This is a genomic window from Candidatus Competibacter phosphatis (assembly GCF_012939995.1).
GTDB lineage: Bacteria > Pseudomonadota > Gammaproteobacteria > Competibacterales > Competibacteraceae > Competibacter > Competibacter phosphatis.
Genome location: NZ_SPMZ01000015.1, coordinates 38,570 through 56,947, shown reverse-complemented (window position 1 = coordinate 56,947; position 18,378 = coordinate 38,570). Strand labels below are relative to the sequence as shown.

The window sequence follows — 18,378 nt, the reverse complement described above, 5'->3', positions numbered from 1 at the left end:
TTACCTGTCCCTACCGCAAAGGCACACTGGATTCGCGCTCCAGCAGACCGATGGCCTGTTCGTACTCCTGGGCCTGAACCTGCTGGCCGGTATGCCGGGCGATGGTTCGGGCCTGCCGATAAAGTTCCAGCGCGCCGCGCGAATCACCCTGCTCCTGGCGCACCCGTGCCAACAGGGCCAGATCGTGCGCCAGACCGGGCAAATTTTCGGCTTCCCGATCCAGCTCGACGGCTTCCGCGAGCCAAGCATCGACTTGGCGGGTCTCGCCGACCGACAGCGCCAGGCTGGCCCGATTGGCCAGCGCCGCCGCCAACAAGCGCTTTTCCCCGCTGGAACGCGCCAGCGCCTCAGCCTCGTCCATGAATTGCCGCGCTTCGCGTACTTGCCCCAAGCCCTTGTAAGTCAACCCTAAACCATTCAGCGCCGCCAGCACGGCGGCATTGTCCCGCTGCTCGCGCCCCTGGTCCAGCGCGCGCTGGAATTCCGTCCGCACGGCCGCGAATCGACCGCGCCGCAATTGGATCTCCGCAAGACCCAAACGCGCCTGCAACAGGCTTGCGGGATCGGGCAGCGCCGTCGCCACCCGCAGTGCCTTTCGCAAATTCCGTTCCGCCAGTGACCACTCGCCCAGCGCCAGCGCGACCGCGCCCACGTTCAGGGACTGCGCCACGATCGCCGGACGATCGTCGGCGATTTCGGCCCAGCGCAGGCTGTCCTGAAAACCCTGCAAGGCTCGCGGCAATTCGCCCCTTGCGTAGTAGCGCAGCGCCCGTTCCTCGCTACTCTGGTATTGCGACTGCAACGGTGTCGGCGCCGGACCACCGCAGGCCGTCAGCCCCGCCAACAACCCGCCCGCCAGTAGCACCGCGCCCCGGCCGCATCTCAGCGCCATGTTCGCCATCCGCCGGTCACGCGCCACCATCCGGTTGCTAGGGAGGCGGCGCGACGGGCGCGGACCATTCGATATCCCGAGGCGCCTCCAGCAGGCGCCGGCCCGGTTCCGCCGGATTCAGGATGCGAAGCAACGCACTGCGCTTGATTCCGCCGACCATGTCATCCACGTCCTCGGCCACCAAGCGGCCCTTGTCGATCAATCCGGGCACCTGCGAGCTGGCTTCGGCCAGCTTGGCCGTCATGCGTTCGGTCTGTTGCAGGATCCGCTCGACCTGCTGGCCATAAGCCGGCAATCGGTCGGTCAGCTTTTCCAATCCCGTCAGCACCGCCCGCAACTTACGCGTGCTGGCCGCCACATCGCGAGAAAGCGGGCTATTGCTATCGGTCATGCCGCCGAGCACGCCCTGACCTTCGCGGATTCGCGCGCCGACCGCAGCCAAGTCTGCGGCCGAACGGCTCGCCTCCCGACTGACGGCCGTCAGCTCCCGCAGCAAGGGACCGAGTTGTCCGCTCAGTTCGGCCGCGTTGCGCAGGACGCCGTCGATCCGTTGCAGGTAACCGGACAGCCGGGTCGAAAATTCCTGCGTGACCCGGGCAAAGGCATCCAGCGTCCCCAGCAACCCGCCCTCGGGTTTCTTGAGTTCCTCCGTGATGGTCCTGACGTTGGCCAACACGCCGGATACCTGGGTCAACTGTTCCTGAGCCTGACTCAGCAATGCATCCAGATCGGGAGAGCGCACAAAGGGAATGTCCGCCCCATCCCGCAACACCGACCGCGCGGGGTTGCCCATATTGATTTCGATGTGGGCGTTACCCAACAGGTCGGTCTTGACTTGAGCGACTGAATCCTCGCGGATGCGCGACTGATATTCGCGGTCGAGAATCAGTTCGATGCGAATCCGGTTGTAGTCGGTGATCGCCAGATTGTATACCTCGCCGATCTTCAATCCCGCCAAGGTGACCGGGGTGGCTCTCTGGATGCTCTTGACGTTGTCGAGAAATCCGTGCAGATGGTAGATCTGACTGAAAAATCCAAATTGGCGGTTGGTCATCCACAGCATGGCGAACAGCACGCCCAGCGTGGCCAGGACCAGCAAGCCCACCGCGCGCTGGTAGAACCGGTAACGGGCGCTGATCAGGGTCTCAAGCATGATCGAAACGCGCGAAGCGTCTGACCAGGGCATCCGGATGCCCGGCGAGGTCCACGGCTCTACCCGCCGCCAGCAATGTCCCCTGGTCCATGACCAGCAGGTCGGTTTTCGGACCCATCGGCAGCGCTTGCGGACCGGCATCGACCAGAATCGTCATCTGCATCGGCACGACCATCTCTTCGAAAAACGTCCACACGCCATAACCCGCCACCAGGGTTTCCCGCGGCAGATAAGCACTGACTAGCAACAGCCTGGGCTTGATGATCAGCGCCCGCAGCAAACCGATCCAACTGCTTTCCAGCGGCGATAGTTCGTTGGCTTGTCGCGCCAGGATCGCCGGCGGCAACCGGCAGGCCTCCACGAAAGCCGTCACATAGCCTTCGATCTCGCCGTCCGGCACCAAACGGTGGTAACGCACCAGCAGCGCCAGATTTTCAAACACGCTCCAGGCCGGCACCAGGCCCGCATGTTCCAGCACCACCCCGATCCGGCCGCGCAGTCGCGCCCGCGCGCGCGGATTCATCCGTTCCACGACCTGCCCGAACAGTTCGATGTGGCCGGTTCGGGGCACGGCCAAACCGGCGATCGTTCGAATCAGCTCGCGCCGGCCCGAACCGACCGCGCCCACCAGCATCCATGTCTCGCCCGCCATGGCTCGAAAATCGAAAGGACGCGGCGGCGGGTGCAGATTCAGCTCCAGGCCACGCAACCGCACCAAGGTCTCAGCCATAACGCAGCAGCGAAACCAACAGGGTGATGATCAGGCAACCGATGAAGGATTGCGCGAACGCGCTGGGCAACGCCCGGGGAATATCCACATAGGCATTGACTCGAAAAGCGCGCTGGGTCTGCACCAGGACGATGTGGATGCCCTGCATCACCACCATGCCGCCGGTCAGCGCCAGCGACCCGTGGCTCAACCCCGACAAGCAAACCCGGAAGAAAACCGTCGGCGGGATGTTCTGATAGACGCTCAGCATGCCCCCCGCCCCGACCGTTACCCCAACATTCAGCCAGAGAGTCAACACCAGCAACGACAGCACCACGCCGATCAGACGAGGCAACACGAAAAAACCGTACGGGTTCAAGCCCATCGCAACCAAATGCTCGATCGCCTGATTGGCCTTGAGTTCGCCCAGTTCGGCGGTGATGGCCGCGCCCGACATCCCAGCCACGAACAAGCTCGCCAGAATGGGGTCGAGCTGATGATACATCATGATATGCATGATGCGCCCCAGCAACAGGGGGTCGTGAATGCCGAACACGATCAGCGGTAACGCCACCAGGGCACCGATGATCAGGCCGACCACGGTGAAGATGTATGCTCTTTGCACCGCCGTAAAATAGATCTGCTGCAAGGTATGCCTGAACAGAAACCGCCACTGCCCCCGCGTGACCAGGCCCGCGCTGATCAGCACGATCGCCAGGAAATCCAACTCCTCCCGCAATCGCGTCAGGGGACCGGCCACCAACGCGCCCACACTCTCGACGACTGGCCAGAACCCACCCCGCGCGGCGGTCTTCATGATTCCTCATTCAGGGCGGCGAAACGCTCAAGGCAGTTCGCGCACCAAGCGAAAGCCCAGAAAGTAATCTCGGAAATCGGGATCGCTGCGATGCCGTTCGGCCGAACGCACGTTGCGCGGCTCGTCGTTCCAGGAGCCGCCGCGCACCACGAACTGGCGGCCCGCCGCCGGCGCCTCACAACTCTGAATGGGCGCCTGGGAGTTCTCGTCATAGAGCGAACAGGTCCATTCCAGCACGTTGCCGGCCATGTCGTGCAAGCCGAAATCGTTGTTCCGGTAACTCCCGACCGACGCCGTATAGACCTCACCATCATGACATTGCATGACCGTCCAGCCGACAAAAACCCGCTTGCCGTCCAAATCGGCGGCGTTGGCATAGGCGCAGCCTCGGTCGGGATCGTCGCCCCAATAGCGGCTGGTTCGCGTCCCGGCGCGCGCCGCGTATTCCCACTCCGCCTCCGTGGGCAAGCGGTAGCGCTGGCCGGTTTGCTGGGACAGCCAATCGGCATAGGCCGTGGCATCCCGCCAGCCCACATTGATCACCGGGCGCCGGCCGCGCCCCCAACCCTGATCGGGAGGCAACGGACGCCCCGCCGCCGTCGCGAAGTGGTCGTATTCGTGAAACATCACTTCGTACTTACCGATGGCGAAGGATTTCGCAATCCGTACCGAATGTAACGGCTCGTCGCTGTAGCGGCCTTTTTCGTTAGATGGGGAACCCATTAAAAATCCGCCAGCCGGGATGACAATCATTTCCGGACCCTGCGAACCGTCGTTCAGCCGATCCCGTATCAGTGGGTTGTTCGGGCTCAGTCGAGTCAGCGCGGTCTCGGCTTCGGCCCGGTGACCGCATGCCGACGCGCAGCGGTCCAGATAGGCCCAATACGATTCGCGGGTGTTGGCACGTCGGGCAGTGGCAAAAGCGTCGGCATCCAGACGCCGAGCCTTATCCATCGCTTCGGCTTCCTCCAACCTCCGGGTCAATTCCACCAGTTCGGGCGGGGACGGCTGCATGGCTTCAAGCTTTTTGTACCATTTATGGGCGGCGCCCAGCTCCGAGCGATCCAGGCTAGACCGCACCAGCGCCGTCCAAACAAGCACCACTCGCCGCCGCCCGTCAGCAATGAACGGATCGTCCGGCACCAGTTTCGCCAGGGCGTTCAGTTGGGCCAAGGCTTGATCGCCCTGCCCGCCGTCACCTTTCTGGTCCAGATCTTGCATCAGAACTTCGAACTTCGCCTTGAGTTCACCGACTTGCTGCTGGATTTCCAAGTCTGAAATGGCCTGTCGCGCTGGCTTCTCGTAGCCGCAGCGCGGGCAGCGTTGCAGGTACAACCGATAAGCCAGCAGCGTGTTCACCCGTTTGGCGGCTTCGAAAGCGCGCAGATCGACCGCGCTTTCCACCTCGTGCGAGGAGGCGGCCTGGTCATCGGTCGGTAGCGTTTCCGTGCCCCGAGCGGGTTCGCCGGCGGCAACCGGAGGGCGCTGACCGGATTCAAGCGTCTGTTCTTGTCGCGTGGCCAGCCAGAAAATCGCCACAGCGGCAACCAGGCCCAAACCCGCCACCAGCATCCGACGGGAGCTCAGGATCGAATTCAGTCCTTGGCGCGCCGCCACCGTCGGCCGCTGCGCCGCATCCAACGCGCTGATGAACGCGCCAGCCTCGGTCGGACACAACTCGCTGGGATAGGCCAAGCCTCGCCGTAGGACGCGCCAAGCGTCATCCATCAATCCTGGCGGGCGCGGCACCATATTGGGCGAATCGCCCTGGACTGCATAGGCGCTCCGCCCAGCCAGCGCCTGGTAAACCAGCAAGGCCAGGGCGTACACGTCGCGGCGGAAGGCGATGTCGGCGGCGACCGATTCCACCGCGCCTTCGGCAGTCGCCTCCCCCGCCGAGCCGCCGGTGCTGAACAGGCCAGCGCTGAACAGGACGCTGCGCGGCTCTCGCGGTTCGGTCGCCAACCCGAACCCCAACAGCTTGATTCCCCCCTGGTCACTGGCAAACACCATGTCAGCGTCCAAATGCTGGTGGGGCAATCGATGTTCCCGCCGGGCATAATCCAGTGCGGCCGCCACCGGGCTGAGCCATTGCAGCACCGTTTCCCAAGGCAAGCCGTTTTGATCCTGCTCTTGCAGTAATTGACCAAAGGTACGCCCCTGCCGATGATCGATGTATTCCATCTCGGCGAACGCCCAGCCATCGGCGCCATGCCGCCAGCCCTCGATCCCGGCGATGTTGGGATGCACGAGCTTCGCGGCCTGTTCCACCCGGGCCTTGACCTTGGTCAGATAGGCGCGCAAGCCGATCAGATCCGCTCGCAATGCCCGTTCGTCGCGCCCGGATTCGCGCGGGCCAGCTAGAAAGCCCGCCGGCAGAAAGAGCTTGATGGCGCGGAAATCGCCGTCCGCGCCGTTGCCGCTCTTGGAATCCGGCATGACGACGCGCGCCAGCCATATCCGTCTCCGGCCGCTGAGATCGTGCAACAGACGGACCCGCCGCTCGGCGGGTCCGATCACCACCCCGGTTTCCAGCGCCTCCAGTTCCTGCTCCCGCCAGAGCGACGGTATTTGCGGATCGGTCTCGGCACCGATCGTCAGTCCGCCCACCGTAGACTGAATGCTCTCGGCGCGACCCTCCGAAACCGCTTCCCGCAATAAGGTCTCCTGGCGGCGAGCCAGTTCGGCTTCGTCCAACCGGCCGGCGGCATACGCTGCCGCAAGTTCTTCAAGACGCGTTTCGAGATTCATAAGCTACGGATTCGCCGTGCGATTCTGAAGATGTGTTTGAATTGGCGACTATAAACTGCATTATTGTCTAGTTTAGCAGAATGATGAAACTAGCTGACGCCACTCGCCAAGAGATTCCATGGGGTTCCATCGCGCGGGGGTTTAACATACCTGTGGCGATGCCCTTATCCATGACCGACCCTGCCTACAGATGCGCACTCACACCGACCCCACCATCCCGAATCCGGCCAACGCCCACAACCAGCCGTTACCGGACAATGTAACTTCCAAGAGAGAATTCGATTCCGGGGCGCTTTCGGAGGAAGCGGCCCTCCAGGACGATGCCTCGTTGGAAATCGCCGTGCGCTCGCTGCTTTCGCCGACCGGTCACGGTCGCCGTGAAAACCAGGATAATTTTCTGATCGTGGACAGCGTGGGCCAGGCTCGCCTGCTGTGGCACGAACAGGAAACCCAACTGCGGCTGGCCGATTGGCCAACCGGACACCGGCGGCTCGCCGTGCTCGACGGCATGGGCGGTCACAGCCACGGCCGGGAGGCCGCCGAGAAAGTCATCGAAGGGCTGCTTGGCCTGCCAGCCGCCACCGATCTTGTCCAGCTCTCCGAAACCCTTAACGCCCTGCACCAGCGGCTTTATCAGGAATTCCACACGGCGGGACTGGAAACCGGCTGCACCCTGGTGCTGCTGGAAATCCCTCGTCAAGGTCCCGCCATGCTGTTTCACGTCGGCGACTCGCGGCTGTACGCCATCGACGAGCATCGAGTCCAGTGTTTGACCGTGGATCACGTCCCGGCCACTCACCTGGCGATGCTCGGCCTGCTGAATGGCGCTCAGTGGCTCCAACAGGTCCACATTCAAACCAGCTCCCAAATCAGTCAGGCGTTCATTCTCGGCAGTACCCTAGGCGTGCCGCATCTTTACGCGGAGACTATCGACGCCGAGCTGTACGAGCTGCATGAAGGTAATTTGCCTCTTTTTCTACGCGGCCTGGGCGACCGTCGCATGCTGACGCTGGAACCGGGCTGGATTTACCTGATCGCCAGCGACGGCCTCTGGCACTTGAGCAGCCCGCAGGCTTTCATTCAGCGTTGGCCGGCGCTGCTGGCGCAGCCGCAACGGCCTTTGGAGGAGCTGATGGACGAGTTGCTGGAGGTCCTGGCCGAAACCATTCGCCAGCAGCGCAGCCTGCCCGACGATAACTGCACGGTTATCCTGGTTCGCAAACCCTCCCAGACCCAGCGTCCACCAAGTCAACCCTGACCACCGCATCGAGGACTCACGCTTGAAGATCCGGCATATCCTGTTCTTGTTACTGGCCCTGTCGGCGATCGCCTTCATGCAACCGCTGGTCTCTTTTCTGGGCGGGCTGACCCTGTTGCTGGGCGTGGGAGCTGTGATTTATCGGGATCTGCCGCCGGCCGGTCAGGATGCCGTGGAACGCCGGGTACTTGCTTGGCTGCGGCGGACCCGCGCCGGTTCGGTGACGGAAAACAGCTCGCCAGCGCTTTCCGTCCGAGGCTTGTCGTCCGTTTTGTCCGAAGCCGGCATCTCCACCGGACGGCTTCGCCGCGCTCGGACCAAAGCCGCCCGCACCGATCCAGCGGCAGCTATCCCGCCGCAAACGCCCAACCCGACCGATGACCCGCCGACCGTTTGATTTTCAAGACAAGGGAAACTGATGGGCGATACCGTTGCCGGTACGGTGGGCAACCCGGCCCTCGGAGGTGAGGAACGGACGACTGGGAAAAAAGGGTACGCCGATCGGATCGACGATCCTGTCAAAACGAGGGTGCCGAACATTGCGGCAACGCCCGGCCCCCGTCGATCCCGGCAAACAGCGTCAGGCCGATGCCCGCGCCTGCGCCATCCTACGCAAAATCGTATAAATCTCGTCTTTCAGATGCAGCCTTTGCTTTTTGAGGTCTTCCGTGTAGAAGTCCGAAGGTGTCTCGATCTGCAACTCGATACGTTCCACTTCGCCGTTGACCACATGATACTCGTCGTATAGCTCGGCAAACCTGGAATCGGCGGCCTTCAACTCGGCGATGCGATCCTTGTATTCGGGGAATTCGTGGAACAGATCGTGGCTCTCTCCAAGCATCGGGTTGTCCTCCTGATCATGGTTTTATTGTGGACAGATGAACGTTTGGTGAAAGTTGAGTATAAAAGCATCATACGTCATCGTCAGCACCCAAAGCGCTGGGAGGTTCATGCACCGCGCGGTCGCGCGCAATCACGGCGGGAGCGATCGCACCAAGTTATTCACCTCGCCATCACCGGTGGCCCGGAGCGACCCGTAAACCAGTTGTTCGCTAGTTATGCAAATGCATCGAGAGATCCAGCCCATGAAGCATAAACCCACCAGTTTGATCCTGTGGTTATTCGCCGCATCCCTGTGCCTGACCGGCGCTGGTCTGAGCGGCTGCAACACCGTCAAGGGGGCCGGTCAGGATCTGAAGTCCGCCGGGCAGGCCATCGAACGCAAGGCCGAGCAGAAAAAGTCTTACTAACCCAGCCGCGCGGTCAACCCGCGTGATCTGGACTGCAAATCCCGGCCGCCCTTGGTCGGAGTCAATGCGGCGATTCATCGCGCCAATGACTGGGGCGGCGTATTAACGCCGCCCCACGAACATCAATTCTCCTCGTGGCAGAAGTTGATCAGGCCAAGAGTCGATGCATCGTGACCGGCCGCCGGCCGCTCGCCCTTCAACTCCGGCAGGATGGCGTTGGCCAGTTGCTTGCCCAACTCCACACCCCATTGATCGAAGGAATTGATGTTCCAGATCACGCCCTGAGTGAACACCTTATGCTCGTACAGCGCCAGCAGCGCGCCCAGCACCCGCGGAGTCAGGCGATGATAGAACAGGCTGGTGCTCGGCCGGTTGCCGGGGAAAACTTTATAAGGCAACAACTGCTCCAGCGCCTCGCCGCTCAATCCCTGCTTTTCCAGTTCGGCGCGGGCCTGCGCCTCGGTCTTGCCCACCATCAGCGCCTCGGCCTGCGCCAGACAGTTGGCCAGCAGAATCGGATGATGGTCGCCAATGGGATTCGGGCTGTGCGCGGGGGCGAGAAAATCCGCCGGCACCAGATGCGTCCCCTGATGCAGCAGTTGGTAGAACGCATGCTGACCGTTGTTCCCCAAACCGCCCCATAGAATCGGGCCGGTCTTGACCTGAACCGCCTGACCGTCCCGGTCGATGGACTTGCCGTTGCTCTCCATGTCCAGTTGTTGCAGATAGTCGGGCAACGAGCGCAGATAATCGTCGTAAACCAGCGTCACCTGGCTGTCGGCGCCGAAAAAGTCGATGTACCAGACACCGAGCAGCGCCAGGATCATCGGTAGATTTTCCTCCGGCGGCGCGGTGCGGAAGTGCTCGTCCATCTCGTGCGCGCCTTCGAGCAGCTCGGTAAAGTGCTCCACGCCGAGATAGACCATGATCGGCAGGCCGATGGCCGACCACAGCGAATAGCGCCCGCCGACCCAATCCCAGAACTCGAACATGTTGGCGGTATCGATACCGAACTTGCTCACTCCGGCGGCATTGGTGGACACCGCCACGAAGTGCTTGGCCACCGCCGACTCGTCGCCCAATTCCTTGATCAACCAGGCGCGGGCGGTATGCGCATTAGTCATGGTCTCCTGGGTGGTGAAGGTCTTGGAGGCGACGATGAACAGCGTACTTTCCGGATCGCAATCAGCCAGCACATGGCTGATGTGCGCGCCGTCTACGTTGGAGACGAAGTGCATCCGCAAGGTCGGATCGCCGTAGGGCTCCAGCGCCTGGCAAACCATCTTCGGCCCGAGATCGGAACCGCCGATGCCGATGTTGACCACATCGCGGATGCGCTTGCCGGTGTGGCCACGCCACTTGCCGCGCCGAACCTGCTCGGAGAACTTGCGCATGTGCTCCAGCACCTCGTTCACGCCCGGCATCACGTCCTGCCCGTTGACGAGGATCGGCCGGTTGCCGCGGTTGCGCAGGGCGACATGCAGCACGGAGCGGCGTTCGGTGTGGTTGATCATCTCGCCGTTGCCCATCCGCTCGGCCCAGGCGGGTACTCCCGCCTGACGGGCCAACTCGGCCAACAGGCGCAAGGTTTCCTCGGTGATGCGGTGCTTGGAAAAATCGACCAGCAGATCGCCGAACCGCCGGGAGAACTTGGCGAAACGCCCCGGGTCGGTGGCGAATAAATCACGCAAATGCAGATCGGCGATAGCGGCATGATGGGCTTTCAGTTCTTGCCAGGCCGGCAGATTGCTGGGAACGGACATGGACAGCTTCCTTATGTGAAGTGCTGACGAAACCGGATGAAGATGCAGAACCGGGTCGGCCGCCGGCTGAGGACGCACACCGTCGCCGACGGAACCCCTGGGTTACTACTGGGTTACTATAGTTTCCACCTGAGTGGCTGTCGAATTGCGCGGCTCCGACACGATTCCACGGCTGCATCGCGCGAACCCAGCGCCGCGCTTCGCCACCCATCGCGGGAAAACCGACTCAGCCGCGACGGGCGAATTTTTCCCATCGGACCCCAAGGAAACGACACTCATCCTTCTCAACCCGATTTCCGCCCGTACACCGTCGCCAGCCAGATCCCCAACCCGATCAAACCGATGCCGGCGGCGTGAAAGGCGTACAACCGTTCGCCCAGAAAGATCATCGACAGCACCGCGCCGAAGGCCGGCATCAGGTGCAGGAATTGCCCGGTGCGATTAGCGCCCAGTTCCGCCACCGCCCGATTCCAGAAGATGTAGGCGAGGATCGAGGGGAACAGCGCCAAATACCCAATGCTGGCCACGGTCGCGGTGTTCACGGCGACAAAACGCTCGTGCGCCAAGTCCCAGCCGTACAGCGGCGTCAGCACGATCATCCCGATCACCATGGTCGCGGCCTGAAAGTTCAGCGGCTTGAGTCCCGCCGGCCGCCAACGCAGGCAAACCGAATACAGCGCCCAACTGGCCACCGCCGCCAGAATCCACAGATCGCCGGCATTGATCCGCCACATCAGCAGCGCCTGAACATCGCCGCGAGCGACGATCGCCAACACCCCCGCTAACGATACCAGAATGCCCAACGCCTGCCAGCGGGTCACGGTCTGACGCAGCAGCAGGAACGACAGCGCCACGATCAATACCGGCGTGATCGACAGCATGATGACGGCATTGGTGGCGGTGGTGGACTGGAGGCCGATATAGACGAAGGTATTGAAGTTGACCACGCCGAGCACGCTGAGTAGCAGCAGAATCGGCCCGTGGCGACGCAGCAGCGCTCTCTGCTCGCTCAGCGAACCCCAGACGAACGGCAGCAGGATCGCCAGCGCCACCGCCCAGCGCCAGAACGACAGGGTGAACGGCGAAAACACCGTGTGCACCGCCCGGCCCAGCACGAAGTTACCCGACCAAAACAGCGTGGTCAGCACCAGAAGCAGATAAGGCGAAGGATGCCAAGCGATCAACGACTTAAACATGATGGACGCACGAGGGTTATTTTTGCTGGCGGTTTTGCCGGCGGGTTGGCGGCCGTCACATCGGACCACCATGAAATTGTTCGTGGGTCATTGTGCCTTCGCGACGGTTATTTTAATTTTGCCGGGCCGGGTTCGCCTCCGCCCGACTCGAACCGGCAAACTCAATCATACGCAACTTTCGGACGTACCGATGCCTCAACTCATGCAACACCCCCAGCCTCCCTGGACCCCGGCAAGCTGGCGGAATAAATCGGCGGCGCAACTGCCGGACTACGATGAACCGACAGCGCTGGCCGAGGTCGAGCAACGGCTGGCGCACTCGCTGCCCCTGGTGTTTGCCGGCGAAATCGAAACCTTGCGCCAGCAACTGGCCGAAGTCGCCGCCGGCCGGGCGTTCCTGCTGCAAGGCGGCGACTGCGCCGAGAGCTTCGCCGACTTTCACGACCGCGCCATCACCGATACTTTTCGGGTACTGCTGCAAATGGCGGTGGTCCTGACCTTCGCCGCCACCTGTCCGGTGGTCAAGGTCGGGCGGATGGCGGGCCAGTTCGCCAAACCGCGCAGCGCTCCGACCGAAACCCGCGACGGGGTCAAGCTACCCAGTTATCGGGGCGACATCGTCAATGGTCTCGATTTCACCCCGGAAGCACGCCGGCCCGACCCACGCCGGCAACTACGCGCCTACTCGCAGTCGGCGGCAACCTTGAACCTGCTGCGGGCGCTGGCGCAGGGCGGCTTCGCCGACCTGCACCGGGTCCAGCAATGGAATCTGGATTTCCTGCGCGCCAGCCCTCAAGGCGCGCGTTACCGCGATCTCGCCGACCGGATCAGCGAAACGCTGGCGTTCATACGCGCCTGCGGCCTGGACGCCGCCACCGGCCCGCAGGTGCGGCAAGTGCAGTTCTACACCTCTCACGAGGCACTGCTGCTGGGCTACGAGCAGGCGCTGACCCGGCGCGAACCGGTGACCGGGGAATGGTACGACGGTTCGACGCATTTGCCGTGGATCGGCGAACGCACCCGGCAATTGGACGGCGCCCACGTCGAATTCGCCCGTGGCATCGCTAACCCGATCGGCCTCAAGCTGGGGCCGAGCACCGACCCCGATACGCTGCTACGCCTGCTGGACGTGCTGAACCCTGATGACCGACCGGGCCGGCTGACCCTGATCAGTCGCATGGGCGCGGATCGGATCGACACCGCCCTGCCGCCATTGATCCGCGCGGTCCAGCGCGAGGGGCGACAAGTGATCTGGTCCTGCGATCCGATGCACGGTAATACCCTGGAGGCCAGCACCGGCTACAAAACCCGACCCTTTGCCCGTATTCTCGACGAAGTGCGGTGCTTTTTCGCCATCCACCGCGCCGAGGGTAGCTATCCTGGCGGAATGCACTTCGAACTGACCGGCCAGGATGTCACCGAATGTCTGGGCGGCGCCCAAGCCATCACCGAACAAGGTCTGGCCGACCGCTATCACACCCAATGTGACCCGCGCCTGAACGCTTCGCAGAGTCTGGAACTGGCGTTTCTGATCGCCGAAACACTGAAGGATTACCGACAAGCCACCATGAAGGACGAGCACGATGAGTGAACTCCCCCGTCTGTTGCTGGTGATGCAAACCGCTGACGGCGGCGCCGGTCGCTGTGGCCGCAAACTGCGGGAACGCGGCTACCAGACCGATTATTGCTACCCGCAATCCGGCCAACCGCTACCGGTCGGCATGGACGGCTACGCTGGAGCGGTGGTGTTCGGTGGGCCGATGAGCGCCAACGACGACGACAAGCTGCCAGGCATTCGGGCGCAACTGGACTGGATTCCCGCCGCATTGGCGTCCGGTCGCCCGTTTCTGGGGATTTGCTTGGGCGCGCAACTACTGGCGCGAGCGCTGGGGGCGGCGGTCAAACCGCATCCGGCGGGACTGGCGGAAATCGGCTATTTCCCGGTACAACCCACCGCCGCCGGCCAAACCGTGTTCGAATCTCCACTACACGTCTATCACTGGCACCGCGAAGGTTTCGAGCTGCCGGCCGGCGCCGAATTGCTGGCCACCGGCGAACGCTTCCCGCATCAAGCCTACCGCTACGGCACCCACGCCTTTGGGGTGCAATTTCACCCGGAGATGAACCGGAAAATTCTGGATGCATGGCTGGTGGAAGGGGCGAAGGAACTGGCCGCGCCCGGCGCGCAATCGGCGATCGAACAGCGCGGCCACCACGCCCGCCACGACGCGGCGCTGGATCGCTGGTGCGATGGCTTTCTGGACGAGTGGCTGCGAGTCGGTGGCACGATGGAATAGCGTGGCGGAAACCCGCTATTCCGCATCCCCTTAAATTCACCCGACGAGGATTCAGTCATGCCGCTCAAGAATTCAGCCGACCAATACGGCACGATGACCCGCTTCCTGCATTGGGCGGTATTTCTGCTGTTCGTCTGGCAGTACCTCAGCGCCAACATCATGACGCGCCTCGGCCGGGACAGCGCGCTGTTCGGTCTGAACCCGAACGACTACTATAACTGGCACAAATCCATCGGCCTGGTGCTACTTGCGCTGGCGCTGGCGCGGTGGATCTGGCGCAAGACCACGCCCCTGCCGGAATGGGCGCCCACCCTGTCGCCGGCCGAGCGGGCGATTTCCCACCGCAACGAAACGTTGCTGTACGGTTGCATGTTCCTGCTGCCGATCAGTGGGTACCTGTTCGTGATGGCCGGCGGTTACGGGATCAAACTGTTCGGCGTTTACATACTGCCCGATCCCATCGGTAAACAGGAGTGGCTCGCGGCGCTGGCGCGACTGCTGCACATTCTCGCCGGCTACGCCGCAGTGGTGTTCATCGCCTGGCACGTCGGTCTCGGCCTCAAGCACCACCTGTTCGACCGCGACCGTTTTCTGTACCGGATGCTACCGTTCAGGCGGCAATAATAACCCGGGGAGCCGCTGGGTGTATAATGGCTCGAAAGGGAACACGGGAGGCCGCCATGAGACCGCTCATCCCCGAGGGCGAGGCGTTGCGCCGGGCGTTGCTCTGGATCGCCGATCACGGGGGGCATTGCACCCTGAAAACCGTCGGACAGGCCAGCCTGCTGTTCGATCTGACCCCACGCGACGAGGAGTTCCTGCTGCGGCAGTTCGTCCACCATCGGGGCGCGAGCAGCGATGCCTCCCTTTCAGGACAACAGCGGACTCCTTAGTCGCCGGGCGAACCCGACCAGCATGGCGGCGGTCGCCCCCCAAATGAAGCGGTTCTCGTACGGAATCACGTAGTAGCGCCGCTGCTGACCCTTGTAGTACATGCTGCGATACTCGTGGTGGCGGGGATCGAGCACGAACGCCAGCGGCACCTCGAAGGCCTCGGCCACTTCGAATGCATCCAGCGTCAAGTCGAACGGGGGTTCGACGAAACCCACCACCGGCGTGACCAGAAAGCCGGTCACGGTCTGGTACACATCGAGAAAGCCGGCGATCTCTCTGACAGACCGGCGATGCAAGCCGATTTCTTCCTCCGCCTCGCGCAACGCGGTCTCCACCGGACTGCGATCATGCTCCTCGGCGCGACCGCCGGGAAAACTGATCTGGCCGGCATGATGCTCCAGATGCGCTGTGCGCTGGGTCAGCAGCACGGTCAAGCCCTCGGGCCGCTCCACCAGCGGCACCAGCACCGCCGCCGGCATCAAGGTCCGCTCTTCGCGCTCCAGCCCCGCCACCGCATGATCGCCGGTGATTGTATCCAGTTGGTGAGTCGGGTGCAGGCAGCGACGAATCCGGTCGCGCAGTTCCGAAACATCCATTCTACTCCGCCTCCACTGTTACTCCGAATAGCCGACCATAATTGGCGGTGGTGGTCGCGGCCACCCGCTCCAACGGCTCGCCGCGCAAGCCGGCGACGAACTCCGCCACATGGCGAACCCAAGCCGGTTGGTTGGGTTTACCCCGATGCGGAACCGGCGCCAGATAGGGCGAGTCGGTTTCCACCAGCAACCGTTCGGCCGGCAGGCGCCGGGCCACCTCCTGAATCTGTTTGGCATTCTTGAAGGTGACAATGCCGGAAAACGAGACGTGAAAGTTCAAGGCCAGCGCTTGTTCCGCCATGGCCCAGTCCTCGGTGAAACAATGCAGCACCCCGCCGACCTCGGCTGCACCTTCCTCCTCCAAGACACGCAGGGTATCGGCGCGGGCGGCGCGAGTATGCACGATCAGCGGCTTACCCAGTTCCCGAGCGGCGGCGATGTGAACGCGGAACCAGTCGCGCTGGCGGTCGGCGCTGTCGGCGCCGTAGTGGTAATCCAGCCCGGTTTCGCCGATGGCCACCACCCGCGATTCGCGGCCCAGTGCTGTCAGCGCCGCCTTCGTTGGGGCACGCCCACCGTCCTCGCTGGGGTGCACCCCCACCGACAGGGCGATTTTCGGATAGGGTTCGGTCAATCGGGCCAGCGCCGGCCAGCTTTCCAGATCCGTCGCCACGCTCAGCAACCGGGTCACGCCGTGCGCCTCGGCAGTCTCCAGCACGCCGGCCAAACCGCCGAAACGCTCCAGATCAAGCCGGTCCAGATGGCAGTGAGAATCGACCAACATCGTTCGTCAGCGCGCTTACATGGTGTTGGTCATTTGCTCGGCGCGGGTATAACCGGCCAGCAATGCTTCGACCTTCTTTCGCAGATTGGCCCCCTCCACGCCACCGAACTGAATGCCAACCCCCATCTGCCGACCGCCTGGCGTGGTCCGGTAATTGATCCAGGTGACCTTGCCGGTGATGGCAAAGCGCTCCGGGTCCTCCAGCAAAGTGAGCAACAGAAACACCTCGTCACCCAGTTCAAAGGATTTCTCGGTCGGGATGAAAATCCCTCCCCCGTTGATAAAGGGCATATAGCTGGCATGCAGCATCGCCTTGTCCTTGATGGCGAGGGAAATGACACCTTGTCGTGGACCCGCCATATCGTTCGGCCTCCGGTAAACCGCGTCGGCAAGACGCCAAGAATGATCTCAACAAGGATCCGCGCCGCCAGCGAGAAACGCTTCCAGTAGCAGTTGCGCGTTGGCTTGCGTGGTCGTGCATAACGTGTACAACTGGATCGCCGCGTCCAAACGCTCGAACAGGACACGCAATGGGTATCGATCGACCCAACGCCGTAACATGTCACCTAAATCGACATTATTCAGACGCGGCGGTTCGGGATTCATCTTAAGCCGAATCAGATCGGTATGCCAACCGATCAGCCAGCGCAGATTTTCGGTCAGGCTCTCCTTCAGCCAGCTTTCCGCAACCAATATCGGGTCGGCCCGAGCCACCGATACCTGCTCGTAACCTTCGGCCAGTTCCCGCCGCCAGCGCCAGTGTCCCTCGTCGGCATAGGCCAGCGCCGCCAACGGGGCACCGCCGGCCCAATCGAGCAACGTTTGCGGGTCGTCGGGACCCTCCGTCACCCGCGCGGCCAACCAGGGAACGGCCAGCGTCGGCGACGGTATCCCGAAGCTCAGCCGCTGACAACGACTACGCACGGTGGCGGGCAAGCGCGCCGGCCAAGCGGTCACCAACAGTAACAGACAGGCGCCCAGCGGCTCTTCCAGTGTCTTCAGCAAGCTGTTGGCGGCATTGCCGTTGAGGCGGTCGGCCGGTTCCAGCAGGGCGATCTTGTAACCGCCATACTGCGCGGTATAGCCAAGAAAGGCGCACAGTTCGCGGACCTGATCGATCTTGATGACCTTGCCTTCTTCGAGTGGCCGCACCGGACTGTAATCGGGATGGCTGCCTGCCTGGAACAGCCGGCAACTCCGGCATTGACCGCAGGACTCTCCTTCGGCGGTGGGCGCTTCGCACAACAGCGCCCGCGCCAACCGGCGGGCGAACAAGCCTTTGCCCATCCCGGGCGGACCGACCAGCAGCAGCGCGTGCGGCAGGTGGCCGGCACTGCGTCGTTGCTGGATTTGTCGCCACTGCTCGCGATGCCAGGAGAGACGCGGGTCCATCAATCGCTCTCCAGCCACTCGGCTAGCATGGTTTCCACTTCGGCTTGCACCACCTCGACCGATTGGCTGGCGTCCACGACTCGGTAACGGTCGGGCTCGTGGGCGGCTCGTTCCAGGTATATCGCCCGAACTCGCTCAAAAAAATCCACATCTTCCCGTTCGAAGCGATCCGCCACGCCGCGTTTTCCGGCCCGCGCCAATCCCGTCGCAACCGGCAAATCGAGCAACAGGGTCAAATCGGGACGCAGCGCGCCCTGCACCCATTCCTCCAGCACCGCGATTCGCTTCAAAGACAGGCCGCGACCACCGCCCTGATAAGCATAGGTGGCGTCGGTAAAGCGGTCGCACAGTACCCAGTAACCAGCGGCTAGCGCTGGTCGAATCACTCGTTCCAAATGTTCGGCACGGGCGGCGAACATCAGCAGCGTCTCCGCCGTCAGCGCCATGCCCCCATCGCGATGTCCAAGCAACAGTGCGCGAATTTCCTCGCCCAGTGACGTGCCGCCTGGTTCGCGCGTCGCCACCACCCGGCAACCTCGCCGCTCCAGATACTCGCGCATGAATCCCATTTGGGTGGTTTTACCGGCGCCCTCGCCGCCATCGACCGTCACAAATCGGCCGGACAT

General features: G+C 62.9%; 20 protein-coding genes. 7 read left to right on the top strand and 13 right to left on the bottom strand.

Annotated features, from left to right (window positions below):
* Positions 1 to 10: 10 nt before the first annotated feature.
* Genes E4P82_RS05315 through E4P82_RS21795 form a run of 5 tightly spaced genes read right to left on the bottom strand, consistent with a single transcriptional unit; the run spans position 11 to position 6,322 of the window.
* Positions 11 to 892, bottom strand: coding sequence for a tetratricopeptide repeat protein (locus E4P82_RS05315; protein WP_169247924.1), 882 nt, complete (start codon positions 890 to 892; stop codon positions 11 to 13).
* Between the two features lie 37 nt (positions 893 to 929).
* Positions 930 to 2,045 carry an MlaD family protein gene (locus tag E4P82_RS05310; RefSeq protein ID WP_169247923.1) on the bottom strand — a complete coding sequence of 372 codons (1,116 nt, stop codon included), beginning with the start codon at positions 2,043 to 2,045 and terminating at the stop codon, positions 930 to 932.
* Positions 2,038 to 2,775 (bottom strand): ATP-binding cassette domain-containing protein, encoded by a 738-nt coding sequence (locus tag E4P82_RS05305; RefSeq protein ID WP_169247922.1) that lies wholly within the window; start codon positions 2,773 to 2,775, stop codon positions 2,038 to 2,040. Before E4P82_RS05305 ends, E4P82_RS05310 begins: the two co-directional genes overlap by 8 nt.
* A complete protein-coding gene (locus E4P82_RS05300) occupies positions 2,768 to 3,571 on the bottom strand; it encodes an ABC transporter permease (protein ID WP_169247921.1) in 804 nt (267 codons plus the stop codon). The genes E4P82_RS05305 and E4P82_RS05300 overlap by 8 nt, the downstream gene beginning before the upstream one ends.
* A gap of 27 nt (positions 3,572 to 3,598) precedes the next feature.
* Positions 3,599 to 6,322: an SUMF1/EgtB/PvdO family nonheme iron enzyme gene (locus E4P82_RS21795; protein WP_246327380.1), complete on the bottom strand. Its 2,724-nt coding sequence runs from the start codon at positions 6,320 to 6,322 to the stop codon at positions 3,599 to 3,601.
* Between the two features lie 190 nt (positions 6,323 to 6,512).
* Between E4P82_RS21795 and E4P82_RS05290 the strand changes: the two genes are divergently transcribed.
* Together E4P82_RS05290 and E4P82_RS05285 are read left to right on the top strand one after the other, a co-directional pair.
* Complete coding sequence (locus E4P82_RS05290) at positions 6,513 to 7,580, top strand: PP2C family protein-serine/threonine phosphatase (protein WP_169247920.1); 1,068 nt, start codon at positions 6,513 to 6,515, stop codon at positions 7,578 to 7,580.
* Positions 7,581 to 7,602: 22 nt separating this feature from the next.
* Positions 7,603 to 7,977, top strand: coding sequence for a hypothetical protein (locus E4P82_RS05285; RefSeq protein WP_169247919.1), 375 nt, complete (start codon positions 7,603 to 7,605; stop codon positions 7,975 to 7,977).
* Positions 7,978 to 8,160: 183 nt separating this feature from the next.
* Here the strand turns inward: E4P82_RS05285 and E4P82_RS05280 are convergent, their stop codons facing one another.
* Entirely contained in the window at positions 8,161 to 8,421 is a 261-nt protein-coding gene (locus E4P82_RS05280; protein WP_169247918.1) for an HP1242/YdcH family protein, read from the bottom strand.
* Positions 8,422 to 8,665: 244 nt separating this feature from the next.
* Between E4P82_RS05280 and E4P82_RS05275 the strand changes: the two genes are divergently transcribed.
* Positions 8,666 to 8,830, top strand: a complete 165-nt coding sequence (locus E4P82_RS05275; protein WP_169247917.1) for an entericidin A/B family lipoprotein — start codon at positions 8,666 to 8,668, stop codon at positions 8,828 to 8,830.
* Between the two features lie 122 nt (positions 8,831 to 8,952).
* Here the strand turns inward: E4P82_RS05275 and pgi are convergent, their stop codons facing one another.
* A complete protein-coding gene (gene pgi, locus E4P82_RS05270) occupies positions 8,953 to 10,593 on the bottom strand; it encodes a glucose-6-phosphate isomerase (RefSeq protein ID WP_169247916.1) in 1,641 nt (546 codons plus the stop codon).
* A gap of 284 nt (positions 10,594 to 10,877) precedes the next feature.
* Positions 10,878 to 11,789 carry a DMT family transporter gene (locus E4P82_RS05265; protein WP_169247915.1) on the bottom strand — a complete coding sequence of 304 codons (912 nt, stop codon included), beginning with the start codon at positions 11,787 to 11,789 and terminating at the stop codon, positions 10,878 to 10,880.
* 190 nt (positions 11,790 to 11,979) lie between these two features.
* On the opposite strand from E4P82_RS05265, the gene E4P82_RS05260 reads away from it, so the two are divergent.
* The 4 genes from E4P82_RS05260 to E4P82_RS05245 are packed head-to-tail and all read left to right on the top strand — an operon-like array spanning position 11,980 to position 14,979.
* Positions 11,980 to 13,380 carry a class II 3-deoxy-7-phosphoheptulonate synthase gene (locus E4P82_RS05260; protein WP_246327379.1) on the top strand — a complete coding sequence of 467 codons (1,401 nt, stop codon included), beginning with the start codon at positions 11,980 to 11,982 and terminating at the stop codon, positions 13,378 to 13,380.
* On the top strand, positions 13,373 to 14,086 hold the full coding sequence (locus E4P82_RS05255; protein ID WP_169247914.1) for a glutamine amidotransferase-related protein: 714 nt from the start codon (positions 13,373 to 13,375) through the stop codon (positions 14,084 to 14,086). The genes E4P82_RS05260 and E4P82_RS05255 overlap by 8 nt, the downstream gene beginning before the upstream one ends.
* Positions 14,087 to 14,143: 57 nt before the next feature.
* The gene (locus E4P82_RS05250) at positions 14,144 to 14,710 is read left to right on the top strand and encodes a cytochrome b (protein ID WP_169247913.1); all 567 of its coding nucleotides are present in this window, start codon (positions 14,144 to 14,146) and stop codon (positions 14,708 to 14,710) included.
* A 56-nt stretch (positions 14,711 to 14,766) separates the two neighbouring features.
* Complete coding sequence (locus E4P82_RS05245) at positions 14,767 to 14,979, top strand: hypothetical protein (protein ID WP_169247912.1); 213 nt, start codon at positions 14,767 to 14,769, stop codon at positions 14,977 to 14,979.
* Here E4P82_RS05245 and E4P82_RS05240 read toward each other — a convergent pair.
* From E4P82_RS05240 to tmk, 5 genes are read right to left on the bottom strand one after another with little or no spacing between them, the layout of a single operon-like run.
* On the bottom strand, positions 14,956 to 15,576 hold the full coding sequence (locus E4P82_RS05240; protein WP_169247911.1) for a CoA pyrophosphatase: 621 nt from the start codon (positions 15,574 to 15,576) through the stop codon (positions 14,956 to 14,958). The two genes, E4P82_RS05245 and E4P82_RS05240, sit on opposite strands and share 24 nt — an antisense overlap.
* A 1-nt stretch (position 15,577) precedes the next feature.
* Positions 15,578 to 16,360 (bottom strand): TatD family hydrolase, encoded by a 783-nt coding sequence (locus tag E4P82_RS05235; RefSeq protein ID WP_169247910.1) that lies wholly within the window; start codon positions 16,358 to 16,360, stop codon positions 15,578 to 15,580.
* Positions 16,361 to 16,375: 15 nt separating this feature from the next.
* Positions 16,376 to 16,720 (bottom strand): PilZ domain-containing protein, encoded by a 345-nt coding sequence (locus tag E4P82_RS05230; protein ID WP_169247909.1) that lies wholly within the window; start codon positions 16,718 to 16,720, stop codon positions 16,376 to 16,378.
* A gap of 48 nt (positions 16,721 to 16,768) precedes the next feature.
* Positions 16,769 to 17,752, bottom strand: coding sequence for a DNA polymerase III subunit delta' (locus E4P82_RS05225; RefSeq protein ID WP_169247908.1), 984 nt, complete (start codon positions 17,750 to 17,752; stop codon positions 16,769 to 16,771).
* Complete coding sequence (gene tmk / locus E4P82_RS05220; RefSeq protein WP_169247907.1) at positions 17,752 to 18,378, bottom strand: dTMP kinase; 627 nt, start codon at positions 18,376 to 18,378, stop codon at positions 17,752 to 17,754. Before tmk ends, E4P82_RS05225 begins: the two co-directional genes overlap by 1 nt.

Coding starts and splice junctions, on each gene's coding strand:
- E4P82_RS05315 (WP_169247924.1), bottom strand. CDS start 892: ATGGCGCTGAGATGCGGCCGGGGCGCGGTGCTACTGGCGGGCGGGTTG.
- E4P82_RS05310 (WP_169247923.1), bottom strand. CDS start 2,045: ATGCTTGAGACCCTGATCAGCGCCCGTTACCGGTTCTACCAGCGCGCG.
- E4P82_RS05305 (WP_169247922.1), bottom strand. CDS start 2,775: ATGGCTGAGACCTTGGTGCGGTTGCGTGGCCTGGAGCTGAATCTGCAC.
- E4P82_RS05300 (WP_169247921.1), bottom strand. CDS start 3,571: ATGAAGACCGCCGCGCGGGGTGGGTTCTGGCCAGTCGTCGAGAGTGTG.
- E4P82_RS21795 (WP_246327380.1), bottom strand. CDS start 6,322: ATGAATCTCGAAACGCGTCTTGAAGAACTTGCGGCAGCGTATGCCGCC.
- E4P82_RS05290 (WP_169247920.1), top strand. CDS start 6,513: ATGCGCACTCACACCGACCCCACCATCCCGAATCCGGCCAACGCCCAC.
- E4P82_RS05280 (WP_169247918.1), bottom strand. CDS start 8,421: ATGCTTGGAGAGAGCCACGATCTGTTCCACGAATTCCCCGAATACAAG.
- E4P82_RS05275 (WP_169247917.1), top strand. CDS start 8,666: ATGAAGCATAAACCCACCAGTTTGATCCTGTGGTTATTCGCCGCATCC.
- pgi (WP_169247916.1), bottom strand. CDS start 10,593: ATGTCCGTTCCCAGCAATCTGCCGGCCTGGCAAGAACTGAAAGCCCAT.
- E4P82_RS05265 (WP_169247915.1), bottom strand. CDS start 11,789: ATGTTTAAGTCGTTGATCGCTTGGCATCCTTCGCCTTATCTGCTTCTG.
- E4P82_RS05260 (WP_246327379.1), top strand. CDS start 11,980: ATGCCTCAACTCATGCAACACCCCCAGCCTCCCTGGACCCCGGCAAGC.
- E4P82_RS05255 (WP_169247914.1), top strand. CDS start 13,373: ATGAGTGAACTCCCCCGTCTGTTGCTGGTGATGCAAACCGCTGACGGC.
- E4P82_RS05250 (WP_169247913.1), top strand. CDS start 14,144: ATGCCGCTCAAGAATTCAGCCGACCAATACGGCACGATGACCCGCTTC.
- E4P82_RS05245 (WP_169247912.1), top strand. CDS start 14,767: ATGAGACCGCTCATCCCCGAGGGCGAGGCGTTGCGCCGGGCGTTGCTC.
- E4P82_RS05240 (WP_169247911.1), bottom strand. CDS start 15,576: ATGGATGTTTCGGAACTGCGCGACCGGATTCGTCGCTGCCTGCACCCG.
- E4P82_RS05235 (WP_169247910.1), bottom strand. CDS start 16,360: ATGTTGGTCGATTCTCACTGCCATCTGGACCGGCTTGATCTGGAGCGT.
- E4P82_RS05230 (WP_169247909.1), bottom strand. CDS start 16,720: ATGGCGGGTCCACGACAAGGTGTCATTTCCCTCGCCATCAAGGACAAG.
- E4P82_RS05225 (WP_169247908.1), bottom strand. CDS start 17,752: ATGGACCCGCGTCTCTCCTGGCATCGCGAGCAGTGGCGACAAATCCAG.
- tmk (WP_169247907.1), bottom strand. CDS start 18,378: ATGTCCGGCCGATTTGTGACGGTCGATGGCGGCGAGGGCGCCGGTAAA.